Genomic DNA, 22,137 nt, shown 5'->3' with positions numbered 1-22,137 from the left:
CGCCATGGATCAATTCACCATTAATTTTGTTGTAAACCTTAAGTTGCGTGAATACATGAGTCAGTCTCATTATAAAAATGACATGTTTGAGTCTGCGGCATCGGCTGCTGAATTGTATTTAATGAATAAAGCGGCTGTGAAATATTTAACCAAAAAAAACCGTTTTACATGGGAAGCCTTAGTAAAAAATGGTTATAAACCCCGCGATTTAATTATCGATATTTTGACATCGTGTTGCCCTGTGACACAGGAGCAAGCATTAAAAGTATTAAGCACGTTATCGCACACATTGATTTCACTCATGAGCGGTAATAAATTGTTTGCGAATGTCGTTAATGCGAAGAACCATCACCCACTCTATTGGGCACATGTTGATTGACTTGATATTTTATTGCAGCAAGGTGAAAGCGGGAAATAAACCTTCCCGCTTGGTGGTGACCTAAATAATATTAAATCACTTATTTTAAACTGTTTAAAGCATCGTCATAGTCAGGTTCTTCAGTGATTTCTGGTACTAGTTGACTATAAATAACATTGTCATTTTCATCTAAAACGACAACAGAGCGAGCGGTGAGGCCTTTTAAAGGGCCACTTGCGAGAGCAACACCATAATCATCAGCGAAAGAATCACTACGAAAAGCGGATAGCATAACAACATTGTCTATACCTTCTGCACCACAAAAACGAGCTTGTGCAAATGGTAAATCGGCTGAAATGCATAGAACCACTGTGTTATCTAAAGCACTAGCCAGTTGATTGAACTTGCGAACTGATGCCGCACAAACACCGGTATCAACACTTGGAAAAATATTTAAGATTTTACGTTTGCCTGCATACGTTTCTAAAGTTGCTTCACTGAGATCTTTCGTAACAAGGGTAAAAGGCTTTGCTTTTGTTCCTGCTTGTAAAAATACGCCATTAACTGCAACATCATTGCCTTTTAGTTTAACTGTTTGCGACATGAATATTCTCCCGTTTATAAATTGAGTCACTGGTTACTTAATCTGTTTTTTAAAGAAAAGTCTTCGCGATTAAAGGCTTTCATAGATAAAGTGACACAGTGTTGAGTTTTATACTCTATTAATGACCAAAATTTATACTGCTGCCTACATTGACTTACTGTATACCTTAAGTTGTGTGTGGGGCAAGTGACTCATTAACACGGCGACATAACGATAAATTAAGTTTCTTATTAAGGTATCACGTCGGATGATTATATAACTGTTAAGCCTTGTTAATGCCCACATTTTTTATCATACCTTTTTCAAAGTACTCTGTTGAGTGTAACAAAAGCTCGTTAGCCTGTATCCATTTCTTTAGCAACCTATAATTTATAGGATAAAATATCATGATCTTTAATGTTATTTTATTGGACGCAGCGACTCATAAAATTTTGGGATAGCGACGCGCTCCAAGGCTCAGATCTATTTAAGCTTACAATACGCTAAAGAAAACCTAGGATATGGATTTTTTAAAGCTCAAAGCATATGCTGCATAAAGGAAAAATTGTGAATAAAGAGGGGGCTCAACAGATTAATATTGTTCATACTCTGTCTCTATTCAAATCACTTAGCTAAATCTGATTTTTAGTTAAATTTACATATTAACCAGATAGAAAATAAAATGCATAAACGTCCATTCACACCTTTAACTATTTTATTTGCTTCAGTTTTTTTTACTACACCTGCTATTAGTGCAGTTATTCCTGCGGGGACTGTTTTAGCTGAAAATCAGGAAGTGACTCGCCACCTTAAAGATGAACCAGCTTCTTTGGACCCAGTGAAATCCGTAGGGTTAACAGAAGCACAAGTCATGCGAGATCTTTTTGAAGGTCTAGTTAACCAAGATAAGCATGGCAAACCTATTCCTGGAACTGCGCTTAAATGGAGTACATCGGATAACCGAGTTTGGATATTTAATCTTCGTCCTGATGCACGCTGGTCTAATGGTGAACCGGTGACAGCACAAGATTTTGTTTATAGCTGGCAACGGCTTGTTTCGCCTAATACGACGTCCCCTTTTGCTTGGTTTGCTGCATTAGCTGGTATCAACAATGCACAAGATATTATTGATGGGAAATTGCCTGTCGAGCAACTTGGTGTGGAGGCAGTTGATCAACACACGTTAAAAATTGTGTTAAATAAACCAGTCCCGTACTTTCCATCTCTTACTGCCAATTTTAGTTTATTTCCAGTACATCGCGAAACCGTTGAGAAATTTGGTGCTAATTGGATAAAAGTAGGAAATCTCGTTGGTAATGGTGCATTTGTATTATCTGACCGTGTTGTAAATGAAAAAATTGTTTTAACGCCAAATACAAATTATTGGGATCATAAAAATACGGTGGTTACTAAGGTGACTTTTGTACCTATTAATCAAGAATCTCATGCAACAAACCGTTATCTAGCTGGGGATTTAGACATTACAGAATCATTCCCCAAGCAACGCTATCAAAAATTGTTAAGGGATATTCCTAATGAGGTTTTTACACCAGATCAATTAGGGACTTATTATTATGCTTTTAATACACAACGTGCGCCAACGAGTGATGTTAGGGTCAGAAAAGCGTTGTCTATGGCGATTGACCGCCAATTAATTGCGAGCAAGGTATTAGGGACAGGAGAAAAGCCAGCTTATTATTTTACTCCAGATGTTACCGACGGGTTTAAACCAGAGAAAGGCTTATATAACAGCTACTCGCAAAAAGAATTAGACCAGCAAGCGAAAGTTTTGTTGCAAGAAGCTGGGTTTGGTACAAATCACCCGTTGAAATTAACATTATTGTATAATAGTTCGGAAAACCATCAAAAAATAGCCATTGCTATTGCTTCTATGTGGAAGAAAAAATTAGGTGCTGAAGTTAAGTTAGTTAATCAGGAGTGGAAAACATATATTGATAGCCGTAATACTGGGAACTTTGATGTTATCAGGGCATCATGGATTGGGGATTTTAATGAGCCGTCGACATTTTTGTCTTTATTAACATCACAACATAGTGGCAATATTCCAAAATTTAATAGCCAGCAATATGATGACGTTATGGGGTCCGCCAGTATTGAGACCAATGAGCGATTACGTAACCAATATTATAATAACGCGGAAAAAATTATTGCTAAAGAGGCACCTATTGCTCCTATCTATCAATATACTAATGCACGTTTAATTAAGCCTTGGTTAAAGGGGTATCCGATTGAAAACCCAGAGGATGTGGCCTATAGCCATAGTTTTTATATCATAAAACACTAACGTAACATATTAAATATTTACTTAGCCTGTACTAGGTATAGGCTAATTTTTTAAATTAGTATCTAAAAAAACTCCTTCCTCTGGAGAAAGGGAAGGAGGACCAAAAAGGAATAAACACTACCTTTTTATAATAAAAAATTTATAAGTTATTTTATTGCTCGTTTGTGTCAACGATGTGTCTTTTTTTAGCAAAAATGGCGATATTTTACTACTTATCATGGTCTATTTGTCTTCTATGGGTTTTTATTGTTCTGCGCTTTTGATTTCAAACATCGCCTTGAAATAATTGCAATACTTCATTTATTCGATTAAAAATAACATATTGTTAATAAAAGGGAGAAATTGCATGGGGCTGATTTATGGTTCATTATTTCAAAACTCAAATCCTGTACATGCGTTTCAGTTAAATGGGGACGGTGGGCTGCTGCCACTTGATGTTAATGCGAGTGCCAGTCAGCAATCGCCATTTTGGCTTCATTACGATTATAAAGACCCACAAAGTTTTAATTGGATCCAACAATCGGGTTTATTTAATGACCAAGTAAAATCAGCGCTATCAGGTCATTCTGGTCGTTGGCGGTTGATCCGGGTTGGTGATGGTATTTTATTAACACTGCAAACCTTAAATACTAATGTCGGTCAGCGCCCTGAGCAGTTAATTGCTTTTCGTGTATTCATTAACAACCGGATGATAATTTCAAGCCGCCACCGAAAAGTTAATTCACTTGACCCTGTTATCGATGATTTAAAACAAAGCGTGGGCGCACAAAGTACGGGGGATTGGTTAGTTGAGGTTGCTGATTCGATTACGGATGAAATAAGTGATTTTACTGACTCTCTGCATGAACGCCTAATTGATATGGAAGATTTTATATTAAATGGCCAAATTCCGGAAAGAGGGGAGCTTGCTTTACTTCGCAAGCAGATTATTGTAGTTCGCCGTTACATGGCTCCTCAGCGGGATATGTTTTCACGTTTAACGACTGAAAAATTACTGTGGTTAGATGATACCGACCGTCGTCGAATTCAAGAAATATCAGATAGATTAGGGCGCTGTATTGAAGATCTCGATGGTTTTATCGCTCGTACCGCGATTATTTCTGATGAGATAACTAATATGATGACAGAGATGATGAATCGTCGTATCTATACAATGTCATTAATGGCGATGATATTTTTACCCACTACTTTTTTGACAGGGTTGTTTGGTGTTAATTTAGGCGGGATACCAGGAAATGAGTTCCGTTTTGCTTTTAGCGCCTTTTGTGTTTTATTGGCGATCTTAATTGGAACGGTCTTATGGTGGTTGAGAAAAAGCCGTTGGCTCTAAAATTGATGACTTATTATTTATAACCCAACCTAGTTTGAGATAAATCAATAAAACCAATGGGGTTTTAGGGCAGTATAAGTCCTGCAGGTGAATGCAACGTTGAGCGATGAACGTTGTGCTCCATAATTGTAGTTTTTCTCATATTGAGTTCTTATACAGAATAATTGACCACTGTAATGCCGATGTTGATTACATCGGCTTTTTTTTGCTTAAAATCCGACAAAAAATAACCTCCGTTATGGAGGCTATAGGTTAATTATTTCACTTCTACGATATCAAGACGTTGTGTAATAAAATCTGGGGTATCATCTTTATCAGTAAAAGCTTGTAGTGGGATTTCTTCTCGATCAAATGCTAAATCTCCACCATCGATGATGTCATCGCCGTGAGAAATATTTTTGAAATCAAAAAGCTCGGTATCACATAAATGAGATGGAACAACATTTTGGGTGGCACGGAACATGGTTTCAATTCTACCAGGGTAGCGTTTATCCCAATCACGTAACATTTCTTTGATCACTTGCCGTTGCAGGTTTGGCTGTGAACCGCAAAGGTTACAAGGAATGATGGGAAATTGTTTAGCTTGTGCGAAACGCTCAATGTCTTTTTCACGGCAATAAGCCAGAGGGCGAATAACGATATGTTTTCCGTCATCGCTCATTAGTTTAGGTGGCATACCCTTTAATTTACCACCGTAAAACATATTTAAGAACATGGTTTGCAAAATATCATCACGATGATGACCAAGCGCTATTTTTGTCGCGCCTAATTCTGTGGCTGTGCGGTATAAGATCCCACGACGTAAACGGGAGCATAGGGAGCAGGTTGTTTTGCCTTCCGGAATTTTTTCTTTAACAATGCCATAGGTATTTTCTTCAACAATTTTGTATTCAACGCCAAGGTTGTCAAGATAGGCGGGTAAAATATGTTCAGGAAAACCCGGTTGCTTTTGGTCTAAGTTTACAGCCACCAATGAAAATTGGATTGGTGCACTTTTTTGCAAGCTTTGTAGAATGGAAAGTAAGGTATAACTGTCCTTGCCACCGGATAAACAAACCATTATCCGGTCACCATCTTCAATCATATTGAAATCAGCGATCGCTTGGCCGACATCACGGCGGATCCTTTTTTGCAGCTTGTTTAAGTTGTATTGTTCTTTATTGTTTGTCATTCTAAATTGTTCTTCATTGTTGCTGGTTGTTACGCAATTAGCTGTAAATTAATTGTTTTTTAGCTTTGTGATGTTCATGGCTGGGTGTCACTTTTCGGTTATTTTTGCCTGAAAAAATCAAAAAAACCAAGTCCCAAGATTAGAAATAAATAGCTAACAGACACAAAACTAAAAAACATTCCTAGCATAGAAATTTCTTAGCCTGTAATGATAGCAGATGGTTGGGGGCTTTCGATACTAATTAGTAAAAAAGCTTTATTATGTGTCTTGCTTCTTGACTAGTGTGATAGTTTGGCAAGCAACTTGAGGAGGTACATTAACTTGAAAAATAATGGGTAAGCTCTAATTGATGAGTCGAAGTCCAATCTAAAATGGTAGAGCTAAAAATGTAGGGTTAATACTATCGTACAGCTAGTTAACTTTGTTTAATTTTTTGAGTTCATTATATTAAACGAGCGATTTTTTCTAAAAATATTTGAGTTATGTAAAAATAGTCCAAATATAGCTTATATTAGATTTGAGTTATTAAATATACCGCTATTAATATTTCTATTTTTATAGAGGGGTGACAAAAAATGCCCTATAGTTTTAATTAACAACGCGTGATTAATATTATGATTTTAATTTAGTTATTAATTTTGTTTTTTATAAAGTTACCGTTATATTTGTAAATATAATGAGTAATAGTGTAAGTTGATGATTGTTGTTGGATTTGTTTTTTTGTTAACTATCAATTAGTTATGGTGTTTTTTTTGGTAAATAAAAAGTTGATAAACCTAATTTTAATATTGATACTTTAATCTATTTACTTGAAAGTTTCGACTTATATATTATATTTAATATATGTAGGCGTTGTTATTAACTGAATTAGGAGATAGATATGAAAATTAAAAAGTTATTTGCCATTTTTATATTCGCCTCTATATCAGTGATGGGTATCGCAGGGTGTTCATCAAATCAAAAAATAGAGACTGTTGACGGCCGGGCTATTATTTCAGATGGAAAACCTGAAGTGGATAGCGAAACAGGACTGGTTTCCTATAAAAATGCTGAAACGGGTGAGATTGAGCAGATAAACAGAGACCAAATAAAAAATATGAATGAGTTACAAAATTAATTAAGTTCATATATTGTTTTGGTGTTAATTTAATCGCATTCATCGATGTACTTTAGCTAGGTCATTGATGTGATAAAAAACCTCTTTATGTAGAGGTTTTTTATTTGTTCGGATAGGTAATTGAAACCTCCAAAGTACAATAATGTCGCTAGAAGGGATATGATGGTACAACTAAGATAGAAGTTGGTGTGGTTAAGTAAAAATGGAATAGAAAAATTTATAGTTTTTATCTGATTGAATACTAATAAACAAGTGATTAACCTAGATAAAAATGGAGGAAACATGCCTACAATAAACCCGATGGAGTTGATTTCATATACTATAGCAAATACCATAAAAATGGTGGTCACCCCAGTAGAATATATCGTTCAAAGTGGGGCTATAGGTGATGTGGTATTTATCAGTTGGCTATTTATAGGGTAAAAATTCTGCACCATATTAATAGTTATCGCCTGTGTTTATCTGGAAAGAAGGAAGGTTTAACTTCCTTCTGACTGGTTAAATAGAACTAAATAGTGAATTCATCACACAGTTTTTGTAATCTCATGAGAAACCTACCAACATGAAAACCATCACAGACAGCATGATGTACTTGTACTGCTAGTGGAAGTAATAATGTATCGTTCTCACTGTAAAATTTCCCTATAGTAAAAATTGGGGCGAAATTTTTTGTTATATCAGAGATATTCAAATTAAAGCTATCAAATTCTACCCATGGCAAAGATGATATATAAAAGAGATTGTCAGCTTGTATTGGCTGAGGAGATAATTTGGGGTTATCTTTGTACAATATCAACTGTTGATGATAATTCTCCATAAATTGGCAAATATCATCAGAATACTCGCACCATAAAGCAGAAAATGTTTCAGTTTCTTGGTGGAAAATTGTAAAGCTTGGGTTAATTTTATCCCATAAAATAAGCTCACCATTTTTTTTGGCTAATTTAAACTCATCATAGGTATTTGCCACTTGTGATAGCAAATAAATAATAATTGGGTAAAAACTATAATTTGTTGAATCTATTTGCTTTTTTAAATTGGTGATATTTATCTTCGTTGTTAAACTAAAACCACAGTTTATAAGTTGGTCGTATACATGGAAGTGCTCTTTACGTTGCCATGTATCAACGTTAAATTTTATGTAATTCACTTTTAAACCCTTCTAATAATAAATGGAAATTTTTTATTAGAAGGGGAGTTTTTCTGCTTTTGGTAACATTATGATAGCCCCCTGTATAATGGTTATAATAGATTAATATTTTACTGAATAGTTACATCTTGTCGAGTTAAATGTGACATAATCTAAATAAGAGCGTCCTTAGTGTACAGTCATAAAGGTAATACTATAATTTAGAAGATGGTTCTGCATCAATATAAATATCAAACAGCACCTTAAGATCAACCTTGAATATCTTAGAAAGTAATACAAGGTGGTCTATAAATATAGATAGGGAACCATCCTCATATTTTATATAGACGCGTTCAGAAACAGAAATCAGTTCTGCTACTTGCTTTGTCGTTAATTGACTTTCTAGACGTTTTTCCTTAATAAAATTACCTAATACGATGTTACCAACTTTGTTTTTCTTCATAATAGCCATTTTTTCAGTGAGTTTTTTAGTGATTATCGTAGATGAAAATTAATATTCAATGGGTAATAATCTGTAAAATGAAAGATTAAAGTTATTAATAAGCAATGTTAATTTAAACTAATTTAATTTGAATAGTTTGGCTATCAAAATTTAATGACATTTTATATGTGCTATATGTTTGAAATTAGTAGGATGTATCATGATGAATGATAAATTATGCTTATTACACTAATAAGTATGCTGAATAGATTAGATTTAATTAGTAGATACTACCTTCTAATGGTATTAAAGGCAGTATCTATTGTTACCCTGATAATCAAATAGATAATGCGATTTCCACCGCTTTTTGAGCATGGATAGCTGTCGTATCAAATACTTTGGCTGTGGTATCTTTTTCATTAACTAATAATGTAATTTCAGTACATCCGAAAATAATCCCTTCGGCTCCTTGTTGTACTAATGATGACATAACCCGTTGGTATTCTTTTTTTGATGCTTGGTTTATTTTCCCTAAACAAAGCTCATTATAAATAATCTCATGAATAATTTTTCTATCATTAAGATTAGGTGTTAATACGTCTAAATTAAATTTATTTGTTAGCCTATCTTTATAGAAAGGTTGCTCCATAGTAAACGAAGTTCCCAGTAACCCTATTTTTTTTAAACCATATTGTACTATCCGCTCACCTGTTGCATCAGCAATATGTAGTAGAGGGAGGTTAGTTTCCATTTCAATTGCCGTGGCAACTTTATGCATTGTATTCGTACATAGAACAAGGAAATCAGCGCCTGCAAGCTTTAAACGATTCCCTGCCTCAGCTAAGCATTGAGCTGCCAAATCCCATTGACCATTGGCTTGGTAGTGTTCTATCTCGGCGAAATCTACACTATATAAAATAATTTTTGCAGAATGTAAGCCACCTAAATGTTGTTTAATGCCTTCATTAAGTTGTTGATAATAAAGCAGAGTAGATTCCCAGCTCATACCACCAATAAGTCCAATTGTTTTCATTGTGGGGCTCCGTATAACTGACAGTTTTAGTTTTGACTATACTAATATTTTATCAATAATCACAATGCGATAGCATTATAAAGATGACTGTTTTTTACTTATATAAAAATATGCATGGTCTTAAACCTAAGTTTAATCTGTTTTTATATTTGGCTTATGTATGGTATTAATTTCATTTAAACATTACTTATTGCATGGTCTTTGGCTGTTGATGTAATAAAAATCAAATAAAATGAGCTAAGTTAACAATATTTACGTTTTAAAGATGGATTTTAAATGATATACAGTTATTATCATAAATGAAATCACATGCATAATATTGGTAAGGTAATGGCGACCATCAAATGAATTTTTTTAAAATAATCATTGCGATACTTATTTTTGGTGCTGCTTTTCTATTAGGGGCACTATATATGAAGCCAACCCAATTAAGTTTAGTTGAGCAAGTCAAAAAGAATGTTAATGATGTTTTGGCATACCCGCAAGCCGCTGAGTTTAGAAATATAGAATATCACTTCGCTCGTTATACTGCCGATAAAGGTAAGGTTGGTTATGTATGTGGGGAAGTTTATCGGTATAAAAATGATAAGCCTGACGGATTTAAACGTTTTATCGTTAAAGCGTATACGAATGATGAAGGTCGAATGGATATTTCCATTCCATTTGTTGATGGCGGTCATGAAATACTGTTGCCAGAACAGGTCAACCAAATTTGGCATGACAAATGTTCTAGCCCAGCATCTCCGTTAGAGTCGTTATCGTAGCTATTTGTATTTATTGCTGTCAGTAGCTTGTTATAAGGCAATGCTAGGCGGTGTTTGGGTCGATACATTTTAATGCTGCTGGGCGGTTTATCATTCTATGATAATAATCGATTAAAAATGGAGTGTTCGGCCGATTTAAAGGTGTTAGTAGCCAACGCTGAATAGACAGTGTTACAACAATATCTGCCAGGGTAAAATACTCCCCGCATAGGTAGTCGTAGTGGTTTTTTGTGGTCTTATTTTGTGCTAAAACAGAATCCAGTATTAGCATCTTTTCGTTCCATAAAACAATACTGGATTCTACTAGCTCATAGTGTTGTAAATAGAAGGGGTCTCTTCTAATTAGGGCCATGAAAGCGGCTCGCCAAGCAGGGTTTAGTTCAGCGCTTTGCCAATCCATCCATTTTTCAACTTCGGCTCTAGCAAGAGGGTCTGTTGGTAATATATTTTCATGTTGGGTTGTTGCTGCTAAATAGCGACATATTGTATTGCTTTCCCATAATGCTCCTTGGTCATGAATTAATACTGGAATGAGTGCATTAGGGTTTAGTTTTAAGTAGTTTAGTTGTTTTAGAGATTCTGTATTTCCCCATTGGTCTTCATGAATAAATTCAAGGTTCAGTTCGTGTGCTGTCCATAACACTTTACGAACATTAATTGAGGATGTTCGACCTAATATCTTTAACATTTTATCTAGCCCCTTAAAAATAATAATATTCAAATAACATAGATAGTTATGTTATGCAATTGTATTTTTATAGTTATTGCGATAACCCCGCCTACGGTGATTGAAATAAAACTCAGATGTAGTTACGGGTGTGAACTAATTAGAATAACTGGATTATATATATTTATATTAATGGTATACTAATTGAGTTGTAGTTGGTTTTGTTATTGATACAAAACAAAAAAAACCTTTGTGGTCAACGATGACTATATTTGTTGATATTCATTTTTTTAATGAATTTTAATTTAGTAGTTTAAGGAGTCGATAATGGTTAGTAATAATAGCGCACGTCGTTTATTAGGTATGCCTTACAAATTGAGCCGTTCTAAGAAGAATATTCGAGTGTCTATTGGTTCTAAAGATAATATTGCTGTAGCAGTCCAAAAAAACAAATCAACAGAAAAGAAAACATATCATTCAATTACCGTTTTTTACCCTGAATATGTAGTCGGTTAATTATTATTTTTAACCCTCTAGTACCCTCTAGGGGGTTAAAATAACACTCTTCACTTAGTTTTTAATAAAAAACTCATTTCTTATCCTATTTTTAATACGAAATAAATTAATCATATTTAGCTGAATATAATTTTTTATAACAATAATTGTAGTCAGAAATATAATTAAACGTTAAGATTCCATCCATTGTATAAAATGAAAAATAATGATTACGATTAGGCGCTTTTGGATGAAATCTTACTGTTGGTTGTTGTTTTTGTGTTATATGTTTTTAACAGGGTGTTCTACTCAATTTAAATCAGATGAAAAAACAAATCGTTTAAAATTCAGTATCCAACATGCCAATACTATTCCTATTAAAGATTCCGTTGAACCACTTGCTGTTTCCGACATGTTGCCTGGCGATATTCTTTTGTCTTCAGCGACAGGGTTAAACTCGTGGGGAATTAGGCTATTTAGTATTAGTGGTGTAAGTCATGCATCTATTTATTTGGGACTTGGTGAGGTTGCTGAATCTGTTGGCAGTGGTGTGAGAGTTATTTCATTGAACCAAGCCGTAAGGGATTCGAATAATATGGTGGTATTGCGACAGTCGGGTCTTACATCACTACACGCAGATAAATTACGTGAATTTTCGATGCGTAATGATGGGCGTAAATATAATTATAAAGGTATTGTGATGATAGCCCCTTGGATGGTGACAAAAAGAATATGTGAACTACCATTAATTGGTGAAACAATACGCAATTTTTGTCTACAGACGTTAGCTAAAGTCCAGTTAGGTGATGACGTAGACCAAGCAAATGGTTTCTTTTGTTCTCAGTTCGTTATTGATGCATACAAATATGCAGGTATTCCTTTATTTGAAGGAAATTCATCATGGATAACCCCAGCAGATATATTACATATGCGTACAGGGGATGTGCCAACGTTTATGCCAACTCAGCGCTTAGTTTATGTTGGCCATTTGAAATCGTGGAGCTTCAGTAACGCTATCTTTAAAAAATAGCGCATTGTTTTACAAGCAAAAAAAAGGCCAACGTATTAAGTTGGCCTGCTAAACTGGAAGCAATGTGAGCAATGTCGTTTGTGATAAACTTGAGTAATTTACTCAAGTATTCACGAGGTAAAAGATAACCATTCTCATTTAATAAATCAACCCCTTTTTTTGTATTGCTACTCATTCTTTATTTCTACTGATTTATTTTATTTATGCATGAAAAACAACTGGTTAATGCTAATTAAGCTGTTTTTTTTGTGTTTTTACTAATAATTTTATTTAAAAAAAATCGTTTAATGCGATTATTTCAGCCTAGATAATCGACTAAAGAGTGTATTCAGTATGAGAAAACTAAAAATTGGTGTCGTAGGTTTAGGCTCAATTGCGCAAAAGGCGTACTTACCCATCTTAACCAAGGAAGATAATTGGGAATTAATAGGCGCATTTTCGCCGAATCAATCGAAAGCCAGATTAGTTTGTGACAGATATCGAATAGAGCTATTTAGTCGTCTTGATTCTCTCGCTCAGCAGTGTGATGCGGTTTTTGTACATAGTGCTACTGCAAGCCACTATGAGGTCATAAAAAGGTTATTAGATTTAAATGTGCATGTTTATGTCGATAAACCATTAACTGAGCAGATTGAACAGTCTGAGCAATTAATTGAATTAGCAGACCTTCGACAGAAAGGGTTAATGGTTGGTTTTAATCGCCGGTTTTCACCTTTCTACATGGCTTTAAAATATGACTTACAAAATATTTCTTCACTTCGTATGGAAAAACATCGTACGAACAGTGTTGGACCAAAAGATGTTAGGTTCACATTATTAGATGATTACTTGCATGTGGTCGACACCGTAATTTGGATGGCGGGGGCTGACTCAGAGGCGAAATTAATCAGTGGAAATATTCAAGCAACATCACAAGGTGAACTTTTTTACGCGGAACACCATATACAAGCAGGGCTATGTTGGCTAACGACATCTATGCATCGAAAAGCTGGGAGCCAACAAGAGAAATTGATTGCTGTGGCAGAAGATAGCATACACCAAATAACCAATATGAATCATTGGCGAAGTGAAGACGGCACTGGTATTCATGAGGCAAATCCCGGAAGTTGGGATTCAACCTTACTACAACGTGGTTTCGATGGGGCAATTCGTCACTTTATTGACTCGGTTTCAAACCAGTCTCAACCATTGATCAGTGGTGAGCAGGCGATTATGGCTCAAAGGCTGGTTGAAAAAATGATTTTAGAATCAAAGCAAATGGCGAATACTTAATTAAATAGTTAGAGTTAAATATAAAGTCGATTATCATTTTTTTATTTCAGCAGCCATGATAGTGAGATCCCCATATGCTAAACTTAACAAATAGTTCAGAGGTGTTATTTATTGCGGGTTTTGGCCCCATTGTTGTTGATCACCCAATGAGTCAGCATTTTTATTTGGATGTACTAAAACTGCCCTTAAAACCAATAGAAGAGGGGAGTCAGTATTTGACTTGTGAGCAAGATGCTCTCAATGGAACTAAACATTTTGCACTTTGGCCGATTGAGCAAGCAGCATTGTCTTGTTTTAAAGAACGACAATGGCCAGTTGAAATTCCTATCCCCCAAAGTTGGATGGAATTTGAAGTTTCAGATATTGATAAAATCACTCAAACTTGCCTCGAACATGGCTATAAATTATTAGTCTCTAATCAAATTGAGCCTTGGGGACAAACGGTAACTCGTTTGTTAAGTCCTGAAGGTATTCTTATTGGATTAACAGTTACACCTTGGTTAAGAGAATAGTTTTAAATTATCGCTAGAGATCTCATTTATCTTTGTGAATGAGAGACATTCTTAGCTAATTGTTTATAATTTTATGGTAAATCTTAATTTTAACTATTTTGTGGAGGGGTTATGTATAAAACGATTCTGGTCCCTATTGATTTAACTGAAGATGAATTAACCAGTAAAGCGGTTCGTCATGCTGTCAATCTTGCAAAACAATCGGGTGCTAACATTCATCTTATTCACGTTTTGCCTATATCATCTGCAATTATTAATGCCTATGCTTTGGGTTACATGGAAATAAAAGACCGTGCAACAGTTAAAGCAGAAGAGGATATGAAAATGCTAATGGATTCTATAGATCTACCTCATGATCATGTTAGCTACACCATTACATTTGGTTCCCCTCGTGATGAAGTGATTAATACTGCAAAGGATATCAATGCTGATATTATTGTCATTGGTTCACGCCGCCCGAATATCACGACTCATCTTTTAGGCTCTACAGCTGCGGGTATTGTTCGTTACGCAGAAACTTCAGTGCTTGTTGTTCGTTAATTTACAGATAAGAACCTACCTATAAATGTAGGTTCTTTCTAAATAGGATTTCTTTAGTTATAAATTTAGTGGGTAAAGTATAGAATCTATTTTATTTATAGTAAGGAATTTTTGAATCCCTATGGAAAAATTTTCAAAAGAATTATTACGTATTGAGTATTTCTTGCTTCGAGTTTTGCGTTTTTATTTGTTATCGCTTTTGGTGTTTTTCCTCGGGTTATTGCCCGGTATTATCGGTTTCTATTGTATAGAAGGTCACTCACTGATTGAGTCAATGCTAAATGCATTATCAATGCTAAGTGGGCAACCAATAGAGCCTGCACCGATTACGCGTGCTGGTCGCTTTTTTATTGCTATTTATGGTTTATTTCTACAAAGTGTTTTTATTATCAGTATTGGCTTGATTGTAACACCCTTTATTCATCGTATTTTGCATAAATGGCATTTAGAAGAATAGGTCTATTTTTTGTCGTAATGTTAGGGAAGTTCACAGCTTTTTTACAATAGAAATACTATACTTTTATCGATGAAATAGTAAATATTCACCCGCACTTCCTAACGATTAAATCGTAAAAACTAACTAAAATACGGTTTAAAAGAGGATAAACACAATTAAAGAGGGCATCATATGTATAAGACAATTTTGGTTCCCGTGGATATATCTGAAGATGTACTAACAGATAACGCATTAAAACATGCTGTTTACTTGGCTAAAATGACTAATGCGACAATTCACTTATTTCACTCAGTACCTGATGTTTCAAGGTTCTCTATGAGCTATAGTTATCATTATGATTTACTGTCTTCTTTCGCTAAAAAAGCAGTAGAACGTTCTGAAGAGCAATTAAAAGAAATTATTGAAAAAATTGATTACCCTTCAGACAAAATCACTTATAAGGTTGAATTTGGTTCACCAAGAGATAAAGTGTTATCAGAAGCTGAAAGTATTAATGCTGATTTAATTGTAATAGGTTCTCGTAATCCGAGTATTTCAACCCATTTATTAGGTTCTAATGCTTCAGGTATTGTTTCTTACGCTAAAATATCAGTACTTGTTGTTCGCTAGAAAGAAATGCAAGTAAGAATAAAAATACAGCCTAATTCTAGGCTGTATTTTTTTAGGTGATATATATGAACGAAACTACTTCGTTTTGACCGCTTCTTTCGCTTGTTCAATAGCTTTAAGGGCTTGGCTACAGGCTTGCTCTTGGGCATCATCGGGGTAGCTTGCTAATGCCTTTTTCGCCTCTTCTAATTGGGATTTCATTAAGGCAATTTGCTCTCCCGCATTAGCTTCGTCTTTGTATTGTTCTTCTGCTTGTTTAACCAGATCATTCATTTCTTTAAAATAGGTATCACATGTTGGCCCTGCACTTGCATTAAAAGCGGTTAGAGCCACAAATAGACCACAGATTAACGGAAGAGTTCTTTTCATCATAATTTCGCTTTTAAAAGTCATAATATAATCAGGATAACATTCCATATAAAAAAACGCACCACTCAAAGGTTGCTAATGTTTTTAAGATATAAAAATTACATACATATTAAGACTATTCCTTTCCATAACTTGGCGTTATAGCATATTTTGCAAAATAGAAATGATAATCATTCTTGACTTAGTGCAGTGAAAAAGTGTACATTCAAGTACACTTTATTGGTATGAGAGAATAACTATGGCAAATAAAATTATGGTCAGTACAGAGAACTGGCCTGTCTGTGTAATGAATACCTTTCCTACATCAATGGATGAAACACGCTTATGGGTAGAGGAAATGGATTTACTATTAGCGAGAAGAGAGCAATTTGTGTTGGTTTATCCGCCAATTGCCGTGCAAGAAAAACCATCGAGGGAAGATATGGAAGGGATGAAATATGTACGCCGTTGGCTAAAATATGCAAAAGAACCTATGGAACAACATTGCCGTGCCATGATTGTGACGTTGCAACCAGATGGCAGCGATAAAGAAGAAAAAGAACGTATGGCACCTATGTTATCAGAATTGTATGGTCCTGAAGTTTTGTTAGCCGTTGATGTTAAAACAGCCAAAGAGCAAGCTGAGTTAGCTTTAATTTAGTTATATTGCAGTGGAACTTATTTTGCGTATATAGCTGGCAATGATATCAACAGAAAGGGTGATTTGTTGTTCAATAAATTCATCGCTAGGTTTGAAATCAGCGACACAAAAAGTTGTAATGAATACATCCGCTTTTAACATTTCTAGGAAACGGGAAGAAATACTTAGGAGTGTTGTTTCATCCACTTTAACATCAGGTAATTGACTGAGTTTTTGTGTGAGTGAACGGTAGCTTTTTACAGGGCCTTGTTCAAAAAAGGCCTGACTGATTTCGGGGAATCGGTTATATTCGCCAAGAATTAGCCGATATAAACCAATGGATTGTGGCTTAAGGACATTCAAGAGAAAGCGGGAACCATAAAATGATAAAACCATTTCAATGGTATCGAGTTTTGGAGCTTTTTCATTTGGCTCAATAAAGATGTCATCTATCATAGCGGCAACCACGGCTGCAAATAATCCTTCTTTATCACCAAAGTTTTTGTACAGGGTAGAACGAGAACCACCCGCCCGCTCAATAATCATATCCAAAGTCGCCCCTTCAAAACCATACTGAAGAAAAATATCAGCAGCGGCAGTGATTAATGCTTGATTACGGCGTTTCCCTTTTGGGGTTTTAGCCACTAATGGGTTATTCATAAATGATTAATCTTCCCCTTTTTACTCAACAACAAAATAATGTTATCAATTTTACCAAAATAGTTTGAATCAAGTCACCTTATTCGCGCTTTTACCTGAAAGAGATCATAAATTCAACGTATGTTTAGCTCTATGATATTTTAGAGGTTAACATGTTTAAGTCGATATCTGAATGGATGTCATTAGGGGGGACGAGATGGTAGGGTGTGCAACAGAGCAAAACGTCAGCGAGAATGAATCAATTAATAAGCAGAGAGAAATAACCAGGCTGTGTATCGAGTGTGGTTTACTTCTCTTACAGCATGGTGCCGAAAGTATGTTAGTTGAACAACTTACGACACGTGTTGGTATTGCTCTTGGGGCAAGTCAGGTTGATAGTGCAATTTCATCGAATTCACTGGTATTGACCACAATTATTGATGGGCGTTGTTTAACATCCACTCGTCGTATTATTGATCGTGGGATTAACATGCATGTTGTTACTGAGGTTCAACATGCGGTGATCCTTGTAGAGCATCATTTATTAGACAGTAAACAACTGCAGAAAAAACTGTCGTTAATTAAACCGTTACGTTACCCCCGATGGTTAATGGTATTCATGGTGGCATTATCTTGTGCTTGTTTTAGTACCTTAAATGGCGGGGGCTGGGAAAGTGCATTGATTACATTTATAGCCAGTGGATGTGCGATGTATATTCGCCAAGTCTTAACGTCTCACCAAATGAACCCGTTGATTAATTTCTGTATGACTGCGTTTGTTGCCACCTCCGTTTCAGGCCTATTGTTGAAGATCCCATATTTGGCGGTTACAGAAACCATCTCGATGGCAGCAAGCGTATTGCTGTTAGTGCCTGGTTTTCCGTTGATCAATGCGGTTGCTGATATGTTCAAAGGGCATGTCAATACAGGGGTTGCACGTTGGACCATGGCAAGTTTGCTGACATTAGCGACATGTATTGGTGTGGTAGTTGCTATGACAATATGGGATTTAAGAGAATGGGCATAAGTTTTCTACTTGAATTAGCTGAAAAGATGGCGTTAGCTGCAATCCCTGCGGTAGGTTTTGCTATGGTATTTAATGTTCCTGCTAGAGCATTAAAATATTGTGCATTATTAGGCGCGATTGGTTATGGCTCTAGAATTGTATTAATTGAATTTGGTTTACAAATAGAATGGGCCAGTTTTGTATCCGCTATACTCGTTGGGGTGATTGGTATTCAGTGGTCTCGCTGGTGGTTAGCACACCCTAAGGTTTTTACTGTCGCTGCGGTGATACCGATGTTTCCGGGAATTAGTGCTTATATTGCGATGATTTCGGTCGTGAAAATCTCTCAATTTGGTTATAACCCTGAGTTAATTGAGGTTTTAGTCACTAATTTTCTCAAAGCATCTTTTATCGTTGGGGCATTATCTATTGGTATCTCGTTACCTGGCTTATGGCTTTACCGCAAAAGGCCGAGTGTTTAATGATAAATTAAAAGTAACAGTTTCTACTAACTTTGCATAAATTCTCATCATGGTTTTAATAGATAAAATTGAGTGACTCCTGATACCATTTGTGTTTTTATTTGATTAGAATAGATGTATATTTTCTTATATACTTTAAGGTGTTAGCGTTAATCCTATCACCTTATTCTTATTTTTTGCTGCTATTCTAGTCATCGGTGCTATTTTGAAACAATCCAGTGTATTTAAATACGTTAAACGTTTTATTCCTTTTATAATTATTCTTTTTTCCATTCCTGCATTTTCATCACCAAATTCGTTTACAGAAGCTAAAGTTCTCAGTAAAAATCAGGTGTATAAAGACCAAAATAAACAGGGCGAAGGGACACTATATTGTGGTTGTCAGTGGGAATGGTCTGGCAAAAGCGGTGGACAAGTTGATTTAGCCTCCTGCGGCTACCAAGTGCGTAAACAGCAAACACGTGCTCAACGAATTGAATGGGAGCATATTGTTCCGGCGTGGGTCTTTGGGCATCAACGACAATGTTGGCAAAAAGGCGGCAGAAAAAATTGTGTTTCAACTGACCCAGTATTTGGGATGATGGAGGCTGATTTGCATAATTTGGCTCCATCCATAGGGGAAGTTAATGGTGACCGAAGCAATTACCGTTTTGGGCAATTGGGCAATGATGTAGCTTATCCGTATGGAATGTGCCAGAGCCGTGTAGACTTTGCACAGAGGGTGTTTGAGCCCCGTAATGAAGTCAAAGGCCAAGTTGCTCGTGTCTATTTTTATATGCATGACCGTTATAATTTATCGATGTCACGCCAACAGCAACAATTATTAATGGCTTGGGATGAAAAATATCCGCCTAGTCAGTGGGAAATGCAACGAGATGAGCGAATAGCAAAAGTCATGGGGCATCATAATCCATTTGTGACAGGGGAAAAAAAATGGCGTTTAAATCATAAAAATACAGGGGAAGGGTTGCGTGTTTCACAACCGTCATCATCCACTTATAGTCACAATCAGCAACGAGTGACAAATAGACCTGAATCCTATGAAATCAAAGGCAACATTAACTCAAAAAAATACCATTTTTCACACTGTTCAGGCTTTAAAACCACCGCAGATAAAAATGCTAAAATGTTTGCAACAGAGGCCGAGGCTAAAGCAGCTGGTTTTATATTAGCGGGAAATTGTAAACCACGTTGACGATATGTTTATTTCACCTAACTAGGTAATTATTTGATTAGCTTATTTTATTTTTTAGCTATGACACCAAATGTTTTTTTATCACAAAACCATTAAAAAATGTTAGAAAAATGTTGCTTTTCGAAAAAAAATAACGCTATATTTAATGTAAATAAAAAACTGTAGCAAAAACATGAGCTCATCGGGTTTCAAAAAATGTTGCAGTTTGTCATATTAATGTCATACAGATTCATTAGTTTAAAGGTATCGCTGTCACAGGAGAAACTAATGGGAAATAATTGTTTATTTAGGTGTATGCAAAACCGGTTACCACTCCATCATGGAACTGTCATGGTGAGATTGGTAACCGGTTTTTTTATTGGTGACTTTTCTGAAATGAAATTATATCGCCAAGCACAAGTTCCACCATTAACTATGAGCTTGAAGGGAGCTCCTCTCTGTTTTGAATAGTCCGTCATTTGAATTGACATCACTGATACCTGGAAGGGTTAATACTATGAGTAGACAGAAAGCTGCAACAAAGGCACGTCGTGAAATGAAACGTTCATCACGTAAAGACCGTTCTGGTCGGTTTGATATGAATAATGTTGCGTCTTTTGCTGAATTTACAGGCATTGAGCCTATTGGTATGGCAAAAGAACGTCGTGATGAATCTCCTATCTTGCCAAGAAATGACGCTCAAAAGCTCTATATTAATTCCATTAAGCATAAGCAATTAATTTTTGCTAATGGTGAAGCGGGGTGTGGGAAAACCTACATAAGTACTGCACTTGCTGCGGACGCGTTAATTCATAAAGATATCAATAAGATTATTGTGACAAGACCTGTTCTTCAAGCGGAGGAAGATCTCGGTTTCTTACCGGGGGATATGTCGGAAAAATTTGCACCTTACTTTCGTCCTGTCTATGACGTTTTGCTGAAAAGGTTAGGAGCCTCTTTTTTACAATATTGTTTACGTCCTGAAATTGCTAAGGTGGAAATAGCGCCATTTGCCTATATGCGTGGTAGAACCTTTGAAAATGCGATTGTAATTTTAGACGAAGCGCAGAATGTCACAGTCACACAAATGAAGATGTTTTTAACCCGATTAGGTGAGAATGTGACGGTAATTGTTAATGGTGACGTCACACAATGTGATTTACCTGAGAATGTGCCATCAGGGTTGGCAGATGCATTACAACGTTTTAGTAGTGATGAAATGGTCTCAATGGTGAATTTCACGATTGAAGATTGTGTTCGGTCACAATTGTGTCATAAGGCATTGTTGGCTTATAACCATTAATATCGTCATTATTGCTGATGCCCCGTGGTTAATTACGGGGCATCTTGTTTAATCTGAAAGCGGTTGATTAGTGATATAACATTTCGTGCACAATTTGTTCATCAGTTAAAGTATAAGGGTAGTAGGTTGGCCAATTTTCTAGTTGCCCTAATAATTTTTCTTGCGAATCATTACCCATATATAAATGGAAGTGGCCCGAGGTTTGCGGCTCAATGATATGGTCGCTAAATTGAATATATTTTGGTGCTTTCGAGTTTGTGTCTTGGCACTCAAATAAATAGCGAACACCTTTTTTCCCCGAAACGTAATTCAGTATTTTATAACCAGAGTATGTGTAGTGGCAGCTATTTACGACACCATTTTGGGTAAATTCGATAATGTCATTTTCAATACCGATGCTATCAACATCCGTTGCATAGCCTTTTTTATAATACTCTCGGTACTCTTCAACGGTTTTATCTTTATTTTTTTTCGCTTTATTTTCGAGCACTTCATCAAGTTTTCCATTTAATAATAATGGGTTGACGGATATCCAAATACCTTGCCAATCACTCAGTGACCTATTTTTGACATCAGCATCATCAAAAACCCCTTTGGAAGCTTGAAGTGCTTTTTCTGATTGGGGATGAGCGTGACTGTGTGAACCATGAGAAGTTGCAGTAAAGCTGGTTACAGCAAGAACAGTGCATAAGCTCGCTTTTAGAATTGCCATTTTGTACACAATAATTTTC

At 35.7% G+C, this 22,137-nt stretch carries 29 protein-coding genes; 19 read left to right on the top strand and 10 right to left on the bottom strand.

Annotated features, from left to right (window positions below; all coding sequences use genetic code 11):
* The first annotated feature begins 4 nt into the window (after positions 1-4).
* Positions 5-379: a hypothetical protein gene (locus tag M1F14_RS15610; protein WP_042843996.1), complete on the top strand. Its 375-nt coding sequence runs from the start codon at positions 5-7 to the stop codon at positions 377-379.
* Positions 380-458: 79 nt separating this feature from the next.
* Here M1F14_RS15610 and tpx read toward each other — a convergent pair whose 3' ends face one another.
* Positions 459-962 carry a thiol peroxidase gene (tpx, locus tag M1F14_RS15605; protein WP_042843995.1) on the bottom strand — a complete coding sequence of 168 codons (504 nt, stop codon included), beginning with the start codon at positions 960-962 and terminating at the stop codon, positions 459-461.
* Positions 963-1,623: 661 nt separating this feature from the next.
* On the opposite strand from tpx, the gene M1F14_RS15600 reads away from it, so the two are divergent.
* Both M1F14_RS15600 and zntB read left to right on the top strand, forming a co-directional pair.
* Positions 1,624-3,246 carry an ABC transporter substrate-binding protein gene (locus tag M1F14_RS15600; protein ID WP_071548029.1) on the top strand — a complete coding sequence of 541 codons (1,623 nt, stop codon included), beginning with the start codon at positions 1,624-1,626 and terminating at the stop codon, positions 3,244-3,246.
* Positions 3,247-3,592: 346 nt separating this feature from the next.
* The gene (gene zntB / locus M1F14_RS15595; protein WP_042843993.1) at positions 3,593-4,576 is read left to right on the top strand and encodes a zinc transporter ZntB; all 984 of its coding nucleotides are present in this window, start codon (positions 3,593-3,595) and stop codon (positions 4,574-4,576) included.
* 256 nt (positions 4,577-4,832) lie between these two features.
* Here the strand turns inward: zntB and ttcA are convergent, their stop codons facing one another.
* Positions 4,833-5,747, bottom strand: coding sequence for a tRNA 2-thiocytidine(32) synthetase TtcA (gene ttcA, locus M1F14_RS15590; RefSeq protein WP_181469236.1), 915 nt, complete (start codon positions 5,745-5,747; stop codon positions 4,833-4,835).
* An 880-nt stretch (positions 5,748-6,627) separates the two neighbouring features.
* Between ttcA and M1F14_RS15585 the strand changes: the two genes are divergently transcribed.
* Entirely contained in the window at positions 6,628-6,864 is a 237-nt protein-coding gene (locus M1F14_RS15585) for a YgdI/YgdR family lipoprotein (protein ID WP_042843991.1), read from the top strand.
* A 282-nt stretch (positions 6,865-7,146) separates the two neighbouring features.
* On the top strand, positions 7,147-7,287 hold the full coding sequence (locus M1F14_RS15580) for a hypothetical protein (RefSeq protein WP_164975491.1): 141 nt from the start codon (positions 7,147-7,149) through the stop codon (positions 7,285-7,287).
* A gap of 85 nt (positions 7,288-7,372) precedes the next feature.
* On the opposite strand, the gene catA is transcribed toward M1F14_RS15580, so the two are convergent.
* From catA to M1F14_RS15565, 3 genes are all read right to left on the bottom strand, one after another.
* Positions 7,373-8,014 carry a type A chloramphenicol O-acetyltransferase gene (gene catA / locus M1F14_RS15575; protein WP_042843990.1) on the bottom strand — a complete coding sequence of 214 codons (642 nt, stop codon included), beginning with the start codon at positions 8,012-8,014 and terminating at the stop codon, positions 7,373-7,375.
* Positions 8,015-8,207: 193 nt separating this feature from the next.
* Entirely contained in the window at positions 8,208-8,456 is a 249-nt protein-coding gene (locus M1F14_RS15570; RefSeq protein ID WP_042843989.1) for a helix-turn-helix transcriptional regulator, read from the bottom strand.
* 316 nt (positions 8,457-8,772) lie between these two features.
* On the bottom strand, positions 8,773-9,468 hold the full coding sequence (locus M1F14_RS15565) for an aspartate/glutamate racemase family protein (protein WP_042843987.1): 696 nt from the start codon (positions 9,466-9,468) through the stop codon (positions 8,773-8,775).
* Between the two features lie 413 nt (positions 9,469-9,881).
* On the opposite strand from M1F14_RS15565, the gene M1F14_RS15560 reads away from it, so the two are divergent.
* Positions 9,882-10,232 carry a hypothetical protein gene (locus M1F14_RS15560; RefSeq protein ID WP_181469237.1) on the top strand — a complete coding sequence of 117 codons (351 nt, stop codon included), beginning with the start codon at positions 9,882-9,884 and terminating at the stop codon, positions 10,230-10,232.
* 43 nt (positions 10,233-10,275) lie between these two features.
* On the opposite strand, the gene M1F14_RS15555 is transcribed toward M1F14_RS15560, so the two are convergent.
* The gene (locus M1F14_RS15555) at positions 10,276-10,920 is read right to left on the bottom strand and encodes a glutathione S-transferase family protein (protein ID WP_042843986.1); all 645 of its coding nucleotides are present in this window, start codon (positions 10,918-10,920) and stop codon (positions 10,276-10,278) included.
* Positions 10,921-11,226: 306 nt separating this feature from the next.
* Between M1F14_RS15555 and sra the strand changes: the two genes are divergently transcribed.
* Together sra and M1F14_RS15545 are read left to right on the top strand one after the other, a co-directional pair.
* Positions 11,227-11,415 (top strand): stationary-phase-induced ribosome-associated protein, encoded by a 189-nt coding sequence (gene sra / locus M1F14_RS15550; protein ID WP_042843985.1) that lies wholly within the window; start codon positions 11,227-11,229, stop codon positions 11,413-11,415.
* Between the two features lie 229 nt (positions 11,416-11,644).
* Complete coding sequence (locus tag M1F14_RS15545; protein WP_042843984.1) at positions 11,645-12,424, top strand: YaeF family permuted papain-like enzyme; 780 nt, start codon at positions 11,645-11,647, stop codon at positions 12,422-12,424.
* Here the strand turns inward: M1F14_RS15545 and M1F14_RS15540 are convergent.
* Entirely contained in the window at positions 12,414-12,599 is a 186-nt protein-coding gene (locus M1F14_RS15540) for a hypothetical protein (protein ID WP_042843982.1), read from the bottom strand. The genes M1F14_RS15545 and M1F14_RS15540 overlap by 11 nt on opposite strands.
* 158 nt (positions 12,600-12,757) lie before the next feature.
* Between M1F14_RS15540 and M1F14_RS15535 the strand changes: the two genes are divergently transcribed.
* From M1F14_RS15535 to M1F14_RS15515, 5 genes are all read left to right on the top strand, one after another.
* Entirely contained in the window at positions 12,758-13,696 is a 939-nt protein-coding gene (locus M1F14_RS15535; RefSeq protein WP_042843981.1) for a Gfo/Idh/MocA family protein, read from the top strand.
* A gap of 74 nt (positions 13,697-13,770) precedes the next feature.
* The gene (locus M1F14_RS15530; RefSeq protein ID WP_042843980.1) at positions 13,771-14,208 is read left to right on the top strand and encodes a glyoxalase/bleomycin resistance/dioxygenase family protein; all 438 of its coding nucleotides are present in this window, start codon (positions 13,771-13,773) and stop codon (positions 14,206-14,208) included.
* A gap of 111 nt (positions 14,209-14,319) precedes the next feature.
* The gene (locus tag M1F14_RS15525) at positions 14,320-14,748 is read left to right on the top strand and encodes a universal stress protein (protein WP_042843978.1); all 429 of its coding nucleotides are present in this window, start codon (positions 14,320-14,322) and stop codon (positions 14,746-14,748) included.
* A 121-nt stretch (positions 14,749-14,869) separates the two neighbouring features.
* The gene (locus M1F14_RS15520; protein ID WP_042843976.1) at positions 14,870-15,205 is read left to right on the top strand and encodes a hypothetical protein; all 336 of its coding nucleotides are present in this window, start codon (positions 14,870-14,872) and stop codon (positions 15,203-15,205) included.
* Positions 15,206-15,376: 171 nt separating this feature from the next.
* Positions 15,377-15,814, top strand: coding sequence for a universal stress protein (locus tag M1F14_RS15515; RefSeq protein WP_042843975.1), 438 nt, complete (start codon positions 15,377-15,379; stop codon positions 15,812-15,814).
* A gap of 75 nt (positions 15,815-15,889) precedes the next feature.
* Here the strand turns inward: M1F14_RS15515 and M1F14_RS15510 are convergent, their stop codons facing one another.
* Positions 15,890-16,183: a DUF5339 domain-containing protein gene (locus M1F14_RS15510; RefSeq protein ID WP_042844358.1), complete on the bottom strand. Its 294-nt coding sequence runs from the start codon at positions 16,181-16,183 to the stop codon at positions 15,890-15,892.
* 238 nt (positions 16,184-16,421) lie between these two features.
* On the opposite strand from M1F14_RS15510, the gene M1F14_RS15505 reads away from it, so the two are divergent.
* Positions 16,422-16,823, top strand: a complete 402-nt coding sequence (locus M1F14_RS15505; protein ID WP_042843974.1) for a hypothetical protein — start codon at positions 16,422-16,424, stop codon at positions 16,821-16,823.
* On the opposite strand, the gene M1F14_RS15500 is transcribed toward M1F14_RS15505, so the two are convergent.
* Positions 16,824-17,462 (bottom strand): TetR/AcrR family transcriptional regulator, encoded by a 639-nt coding sequence (locus M1F14_RS15500; RefSeq protein WP_042843973.1) that lies wholly within the window; start codon positions 17,460-17,462, stop codon positions 16,824-16,826.
* Positions 17,463-17,658: 196 nt separating this feature from the next.
* On the opposite strand from M1F14_RS15500, the gene M1F14_RS15495 reads away from it, so the two are divergent.
* The 5 genes from M1F14_RS15495 (at position 17,659) to phoH (ending at position 21,406) form a co-directional block, all read left to right on the top strand.
* Positions 17,659-18,468 carry a threonine/serine exporter ThrE family protein gene (locus M1F14_RS15495; protein ID WP_042843972.1) on the top strand — a complete coding sequence of 270 codons (810 nt, stop codon included), beginning with the start codon at positions 17,659-17,661 and terminating at the stop codon, positions 18,466-18,468.
* Positions 18,459-18,929, top strand: coding sequence for a threonine/serine exporter (locus M1F14_RS15490; protein ID WP_042843971.1), 471 nt, complete (start codon positions 18,459-18,461; stop codon positions 18,927-18,929). The genes M1F14_RS15495 and M1F14_RS15490 overlap by 10 nt, the downstream gene beginning before the upstream one ends.
* 244 nt (positions 18,930-19,173) lie before the next feature.
* Positions 19,174-20,124, top strand: a complete 951-nt coding sequence (locus M1F14_RS15485) for an endonuclease (RefSeq protein WP_164975511.1) — start codon at positions 19,174-19,176, stop codon at positions 20,122-20,124.
* A 267-nt stretch (positions 20,125-20,391) separates the two neighbouring features.
* Complete coding sequence (locus M1F14_RS15480; RefSeq protein WP_042843970.1) at positions 20,392-20,574, top strand: hypothetical protein; 183 nt, start codon at positions 20,392-20,394, stop codon at positions 20,572-20,574.
* A gap of 46 nt (positions 20,575-20,620) precedes the next feature.
* Complete coding sequence (gene phoH, locus M1F14_RS15475) at positions 20,621-21,406, top strand: phosphate starvation-inducible protein PhoH (protein WP_042843969.1); 786 nt, start codon at positions 20,621-20,623, stop codon at positions 21,404-21,406.
* 67 nt (positions 21,407-21,473) lie between these two features.
* On the opposite strand, the gene zinT is transcribed toward phoH, so the two are convergent.
* On the bottom strand, positions 21,474-22,118 hold the full coding sequence (gene zinT / locus M1F14_RS15470) for a metal-binding protein ZinT (RefSeq protein ID WP_181469333.1): 645 nt from the start codon (positions 22,116-22,118) through the stop codon (positions 21,474-21,476).
* Positions 22,119-22,137: the final 19 nt, after the last annotated feature.

The organism is Providencia sp. PROV003 (assembly GCF_045040775.1).
GTDB classification, from domain to species: Bacteria; Pseudomonadota; Gammaproteobacteria; order Enterobacterales; family Enterobacteriaceae; genus Providencia; species Providencia huashanensis.
This window is presented reverse-complemented; position numbering and strand designations above follow the sequence as displayed.

Excerpts from the sequence above, each read along its gene's own strand:
- M1F14_RS15610 (WP_042843996.1), top strand. The coding sequence starts at position 5 with ATGGATCAATTCACCATTAATTTTGTTGTAAACCTTAAGTTGCGTGAA.
- tpx (WP_042843995.1), bottom strand. The coding sequence starts at position 962 with ATGTCGCAAACAGTTAAACTAAAAGGCAATGATGTTGCAGTTAATGGC.
- M1F14_RS15600 (WP_071548029.1), top strand. The coding sequence starts at position 1,624 with ATGCATAAACGTCCATTCACACCTTTAACTATTTTATTTGCTTCAGTT.
- zntB (WP_042843993.1), top strand. The coding sequence starts at position 3,593 with ATGGGGCTGATTTATGGTTCATTATTTCAAAACTCAAATCCTGTACAT.
- ttcA (WP_181469236.1), bottom strand. The coding sequence starts at position 5,747 with ATGACAAACAATAAAGAACAATACAACTTAAACAAGCTGCAAAAAAGG.
- M1F14_RS15585 (WP_042843991.1), top strand. The coding sequence starts at position 6,628 with ATGAAAATTAAAAAGTTATTTGCCATTTTTATATTCGCCTCTATATCA.
- M1F14_RS15580 (WP_164975491.1), top strand. The coding sequence starts at position 7,147 with ATGCCTACAATAAACCCGATGGAGTTGATTTCATATACTATAGCAAAT.
- M1F14_RS15570 (WP_042843989.1), bottom strand. The coding sequence starts at position 8,456 with ATGAAGAAAAACAAAGTTGGTAACATCGTATTAGGTAATTTTATTAAG.
- M1F14_RS15565 (WP_042843987.1), bottom strand. The coding sequence starts at position 9,468 with ATGAAAACAATTGGACTTATTGGTGGTATGAGCTGGGAATCTACTCTG.
- M1F14_RS15560 (WP_181469237.1), top strand. The coding sequence starts at position 9,882 with ATGAAGCCAACCCAATTAAGTTTAGTTGAGCAAGTCAAAAAGAATGTT.
- M1F14_RS15555 (WP_042843986.1), bottom strand. The coding sequence starts at position 10,920 with ATGTTAAAGATATTAGGTCGAACATCCTCAATTAATGTTCGTAAAGTG.
- sra (WP_042843985.1), top strand. The coding sequence starts at position 11,227 with ATGGTTAGTAATAATAGCGCACGTCGTTTATTAGGTATGCCTTACAAA.
- M1F14_RS15545 (WP_042843984.1), top strand. The coding sequence starts at position 11,645 with ATGAAATCTTACTGTTGGTTGTTGTTTTTGTGTTATATGTTTTTAACA.
- M1F14_RS15540 (WP_042843982.1), bottom strand. The coding sequence starts at position 12,599 with ATGAGTAGCAATACAAAAAAAGGGGTTGATTTATTAAATGAGAATGGT.
- M1F14_RS15535 (WP_042843981.1), top strand. The coding sequence starts at position 12,758 with ATGAGAAAACTAAAAATTGGTGTCGTAGGTTTAGGCTCAATTGCGCAA.
- M1F14_RS15530 (WP_042843980.1), top strand. The coding sequence starts at position 13,771 with ATGCTAAACTTAACAAATAGTTCAGAGGTGTTATTTATTGCGGGTTTT.
- M1F14_RS15525 (WP_042843978.1), top strand. The coding sequence starts at position 14,320 with ATGTATAAAACGATTCTGGTCCCTATTGATTTAACTGAAGATGAATTA.
- M1F14_RS15520 (WP_042843976.1), top strand. The coding sequence starts at position 14,870 with ATGGAAAAATTTTCAAAAGAATTATTACGTATTGAGTATTTCTTGCTT.
- M1F14_RS15515 (WP_042843975.1), top strand. The coding sequence starts at position 15,377 with ATGTATAAGACAATTTTGGTTCCCGTGGATATATCTGAAGATGTACTA.
- M1F14_RS15510 (WP_042844358.1), bottom strand. The coding sequence starts at position 16,183 with ATGAAAAGAACTCTTCCGTTAATCTGTGGTCTATTTGTGGCTCTAACC.
- M1F14_RS15505 (WP_042843974.1), top strand. The coding sequence starts at position 16,422 with ATGGCAAATAAAATTATGGTCAGTACAGAGAACTGGCCTGTCTGTGTA.
- M1F14_RS15500 (WP_042843973.1), bottom strand. The coding sequence starts at position 17,462 with ATGAATAACCCATTAGTGGCTAAAACCCCAAAAGGGAAACGCCGTAAT.
- M1F14_RS15495 (WP_042843972.1), top strand. The coding sequence starts at position 17,659 with ATGGTAGGGTGTGCAACAGAGCAAAACGTCAGCGAGAATGAATCAATT.
- M1F14_RS15490 (WP_042843971.1), top strand. The coding sequence starts at position 18,459 with ATGGGCATAAGTTTTCTACTTGAATTAGCTGAAAAGATGGCGTTAGCT.
- M1F14_RS15480 (WP_042843970.1), top strand. The coding sequence starts at position 20,392 with ATGGGAAATAATTGTTTATTTAGGTGTATGCAAAACCGGTTACCACTC.
- phoH (WP_042843969.1), top strand. The coding sequence starts at position 20,621 with ATGAGTAGACAGAAAGCTGCAACAAAGGCACGTCGTGAAATGAAACGT.
- zinT (WP_181469333.1), bottom strand. The coding sequence starts at position 22,118 with ATGGCAATTCTAAAAGCGAGCTTATGCACTGTTCTTGCTGTAACCAGC.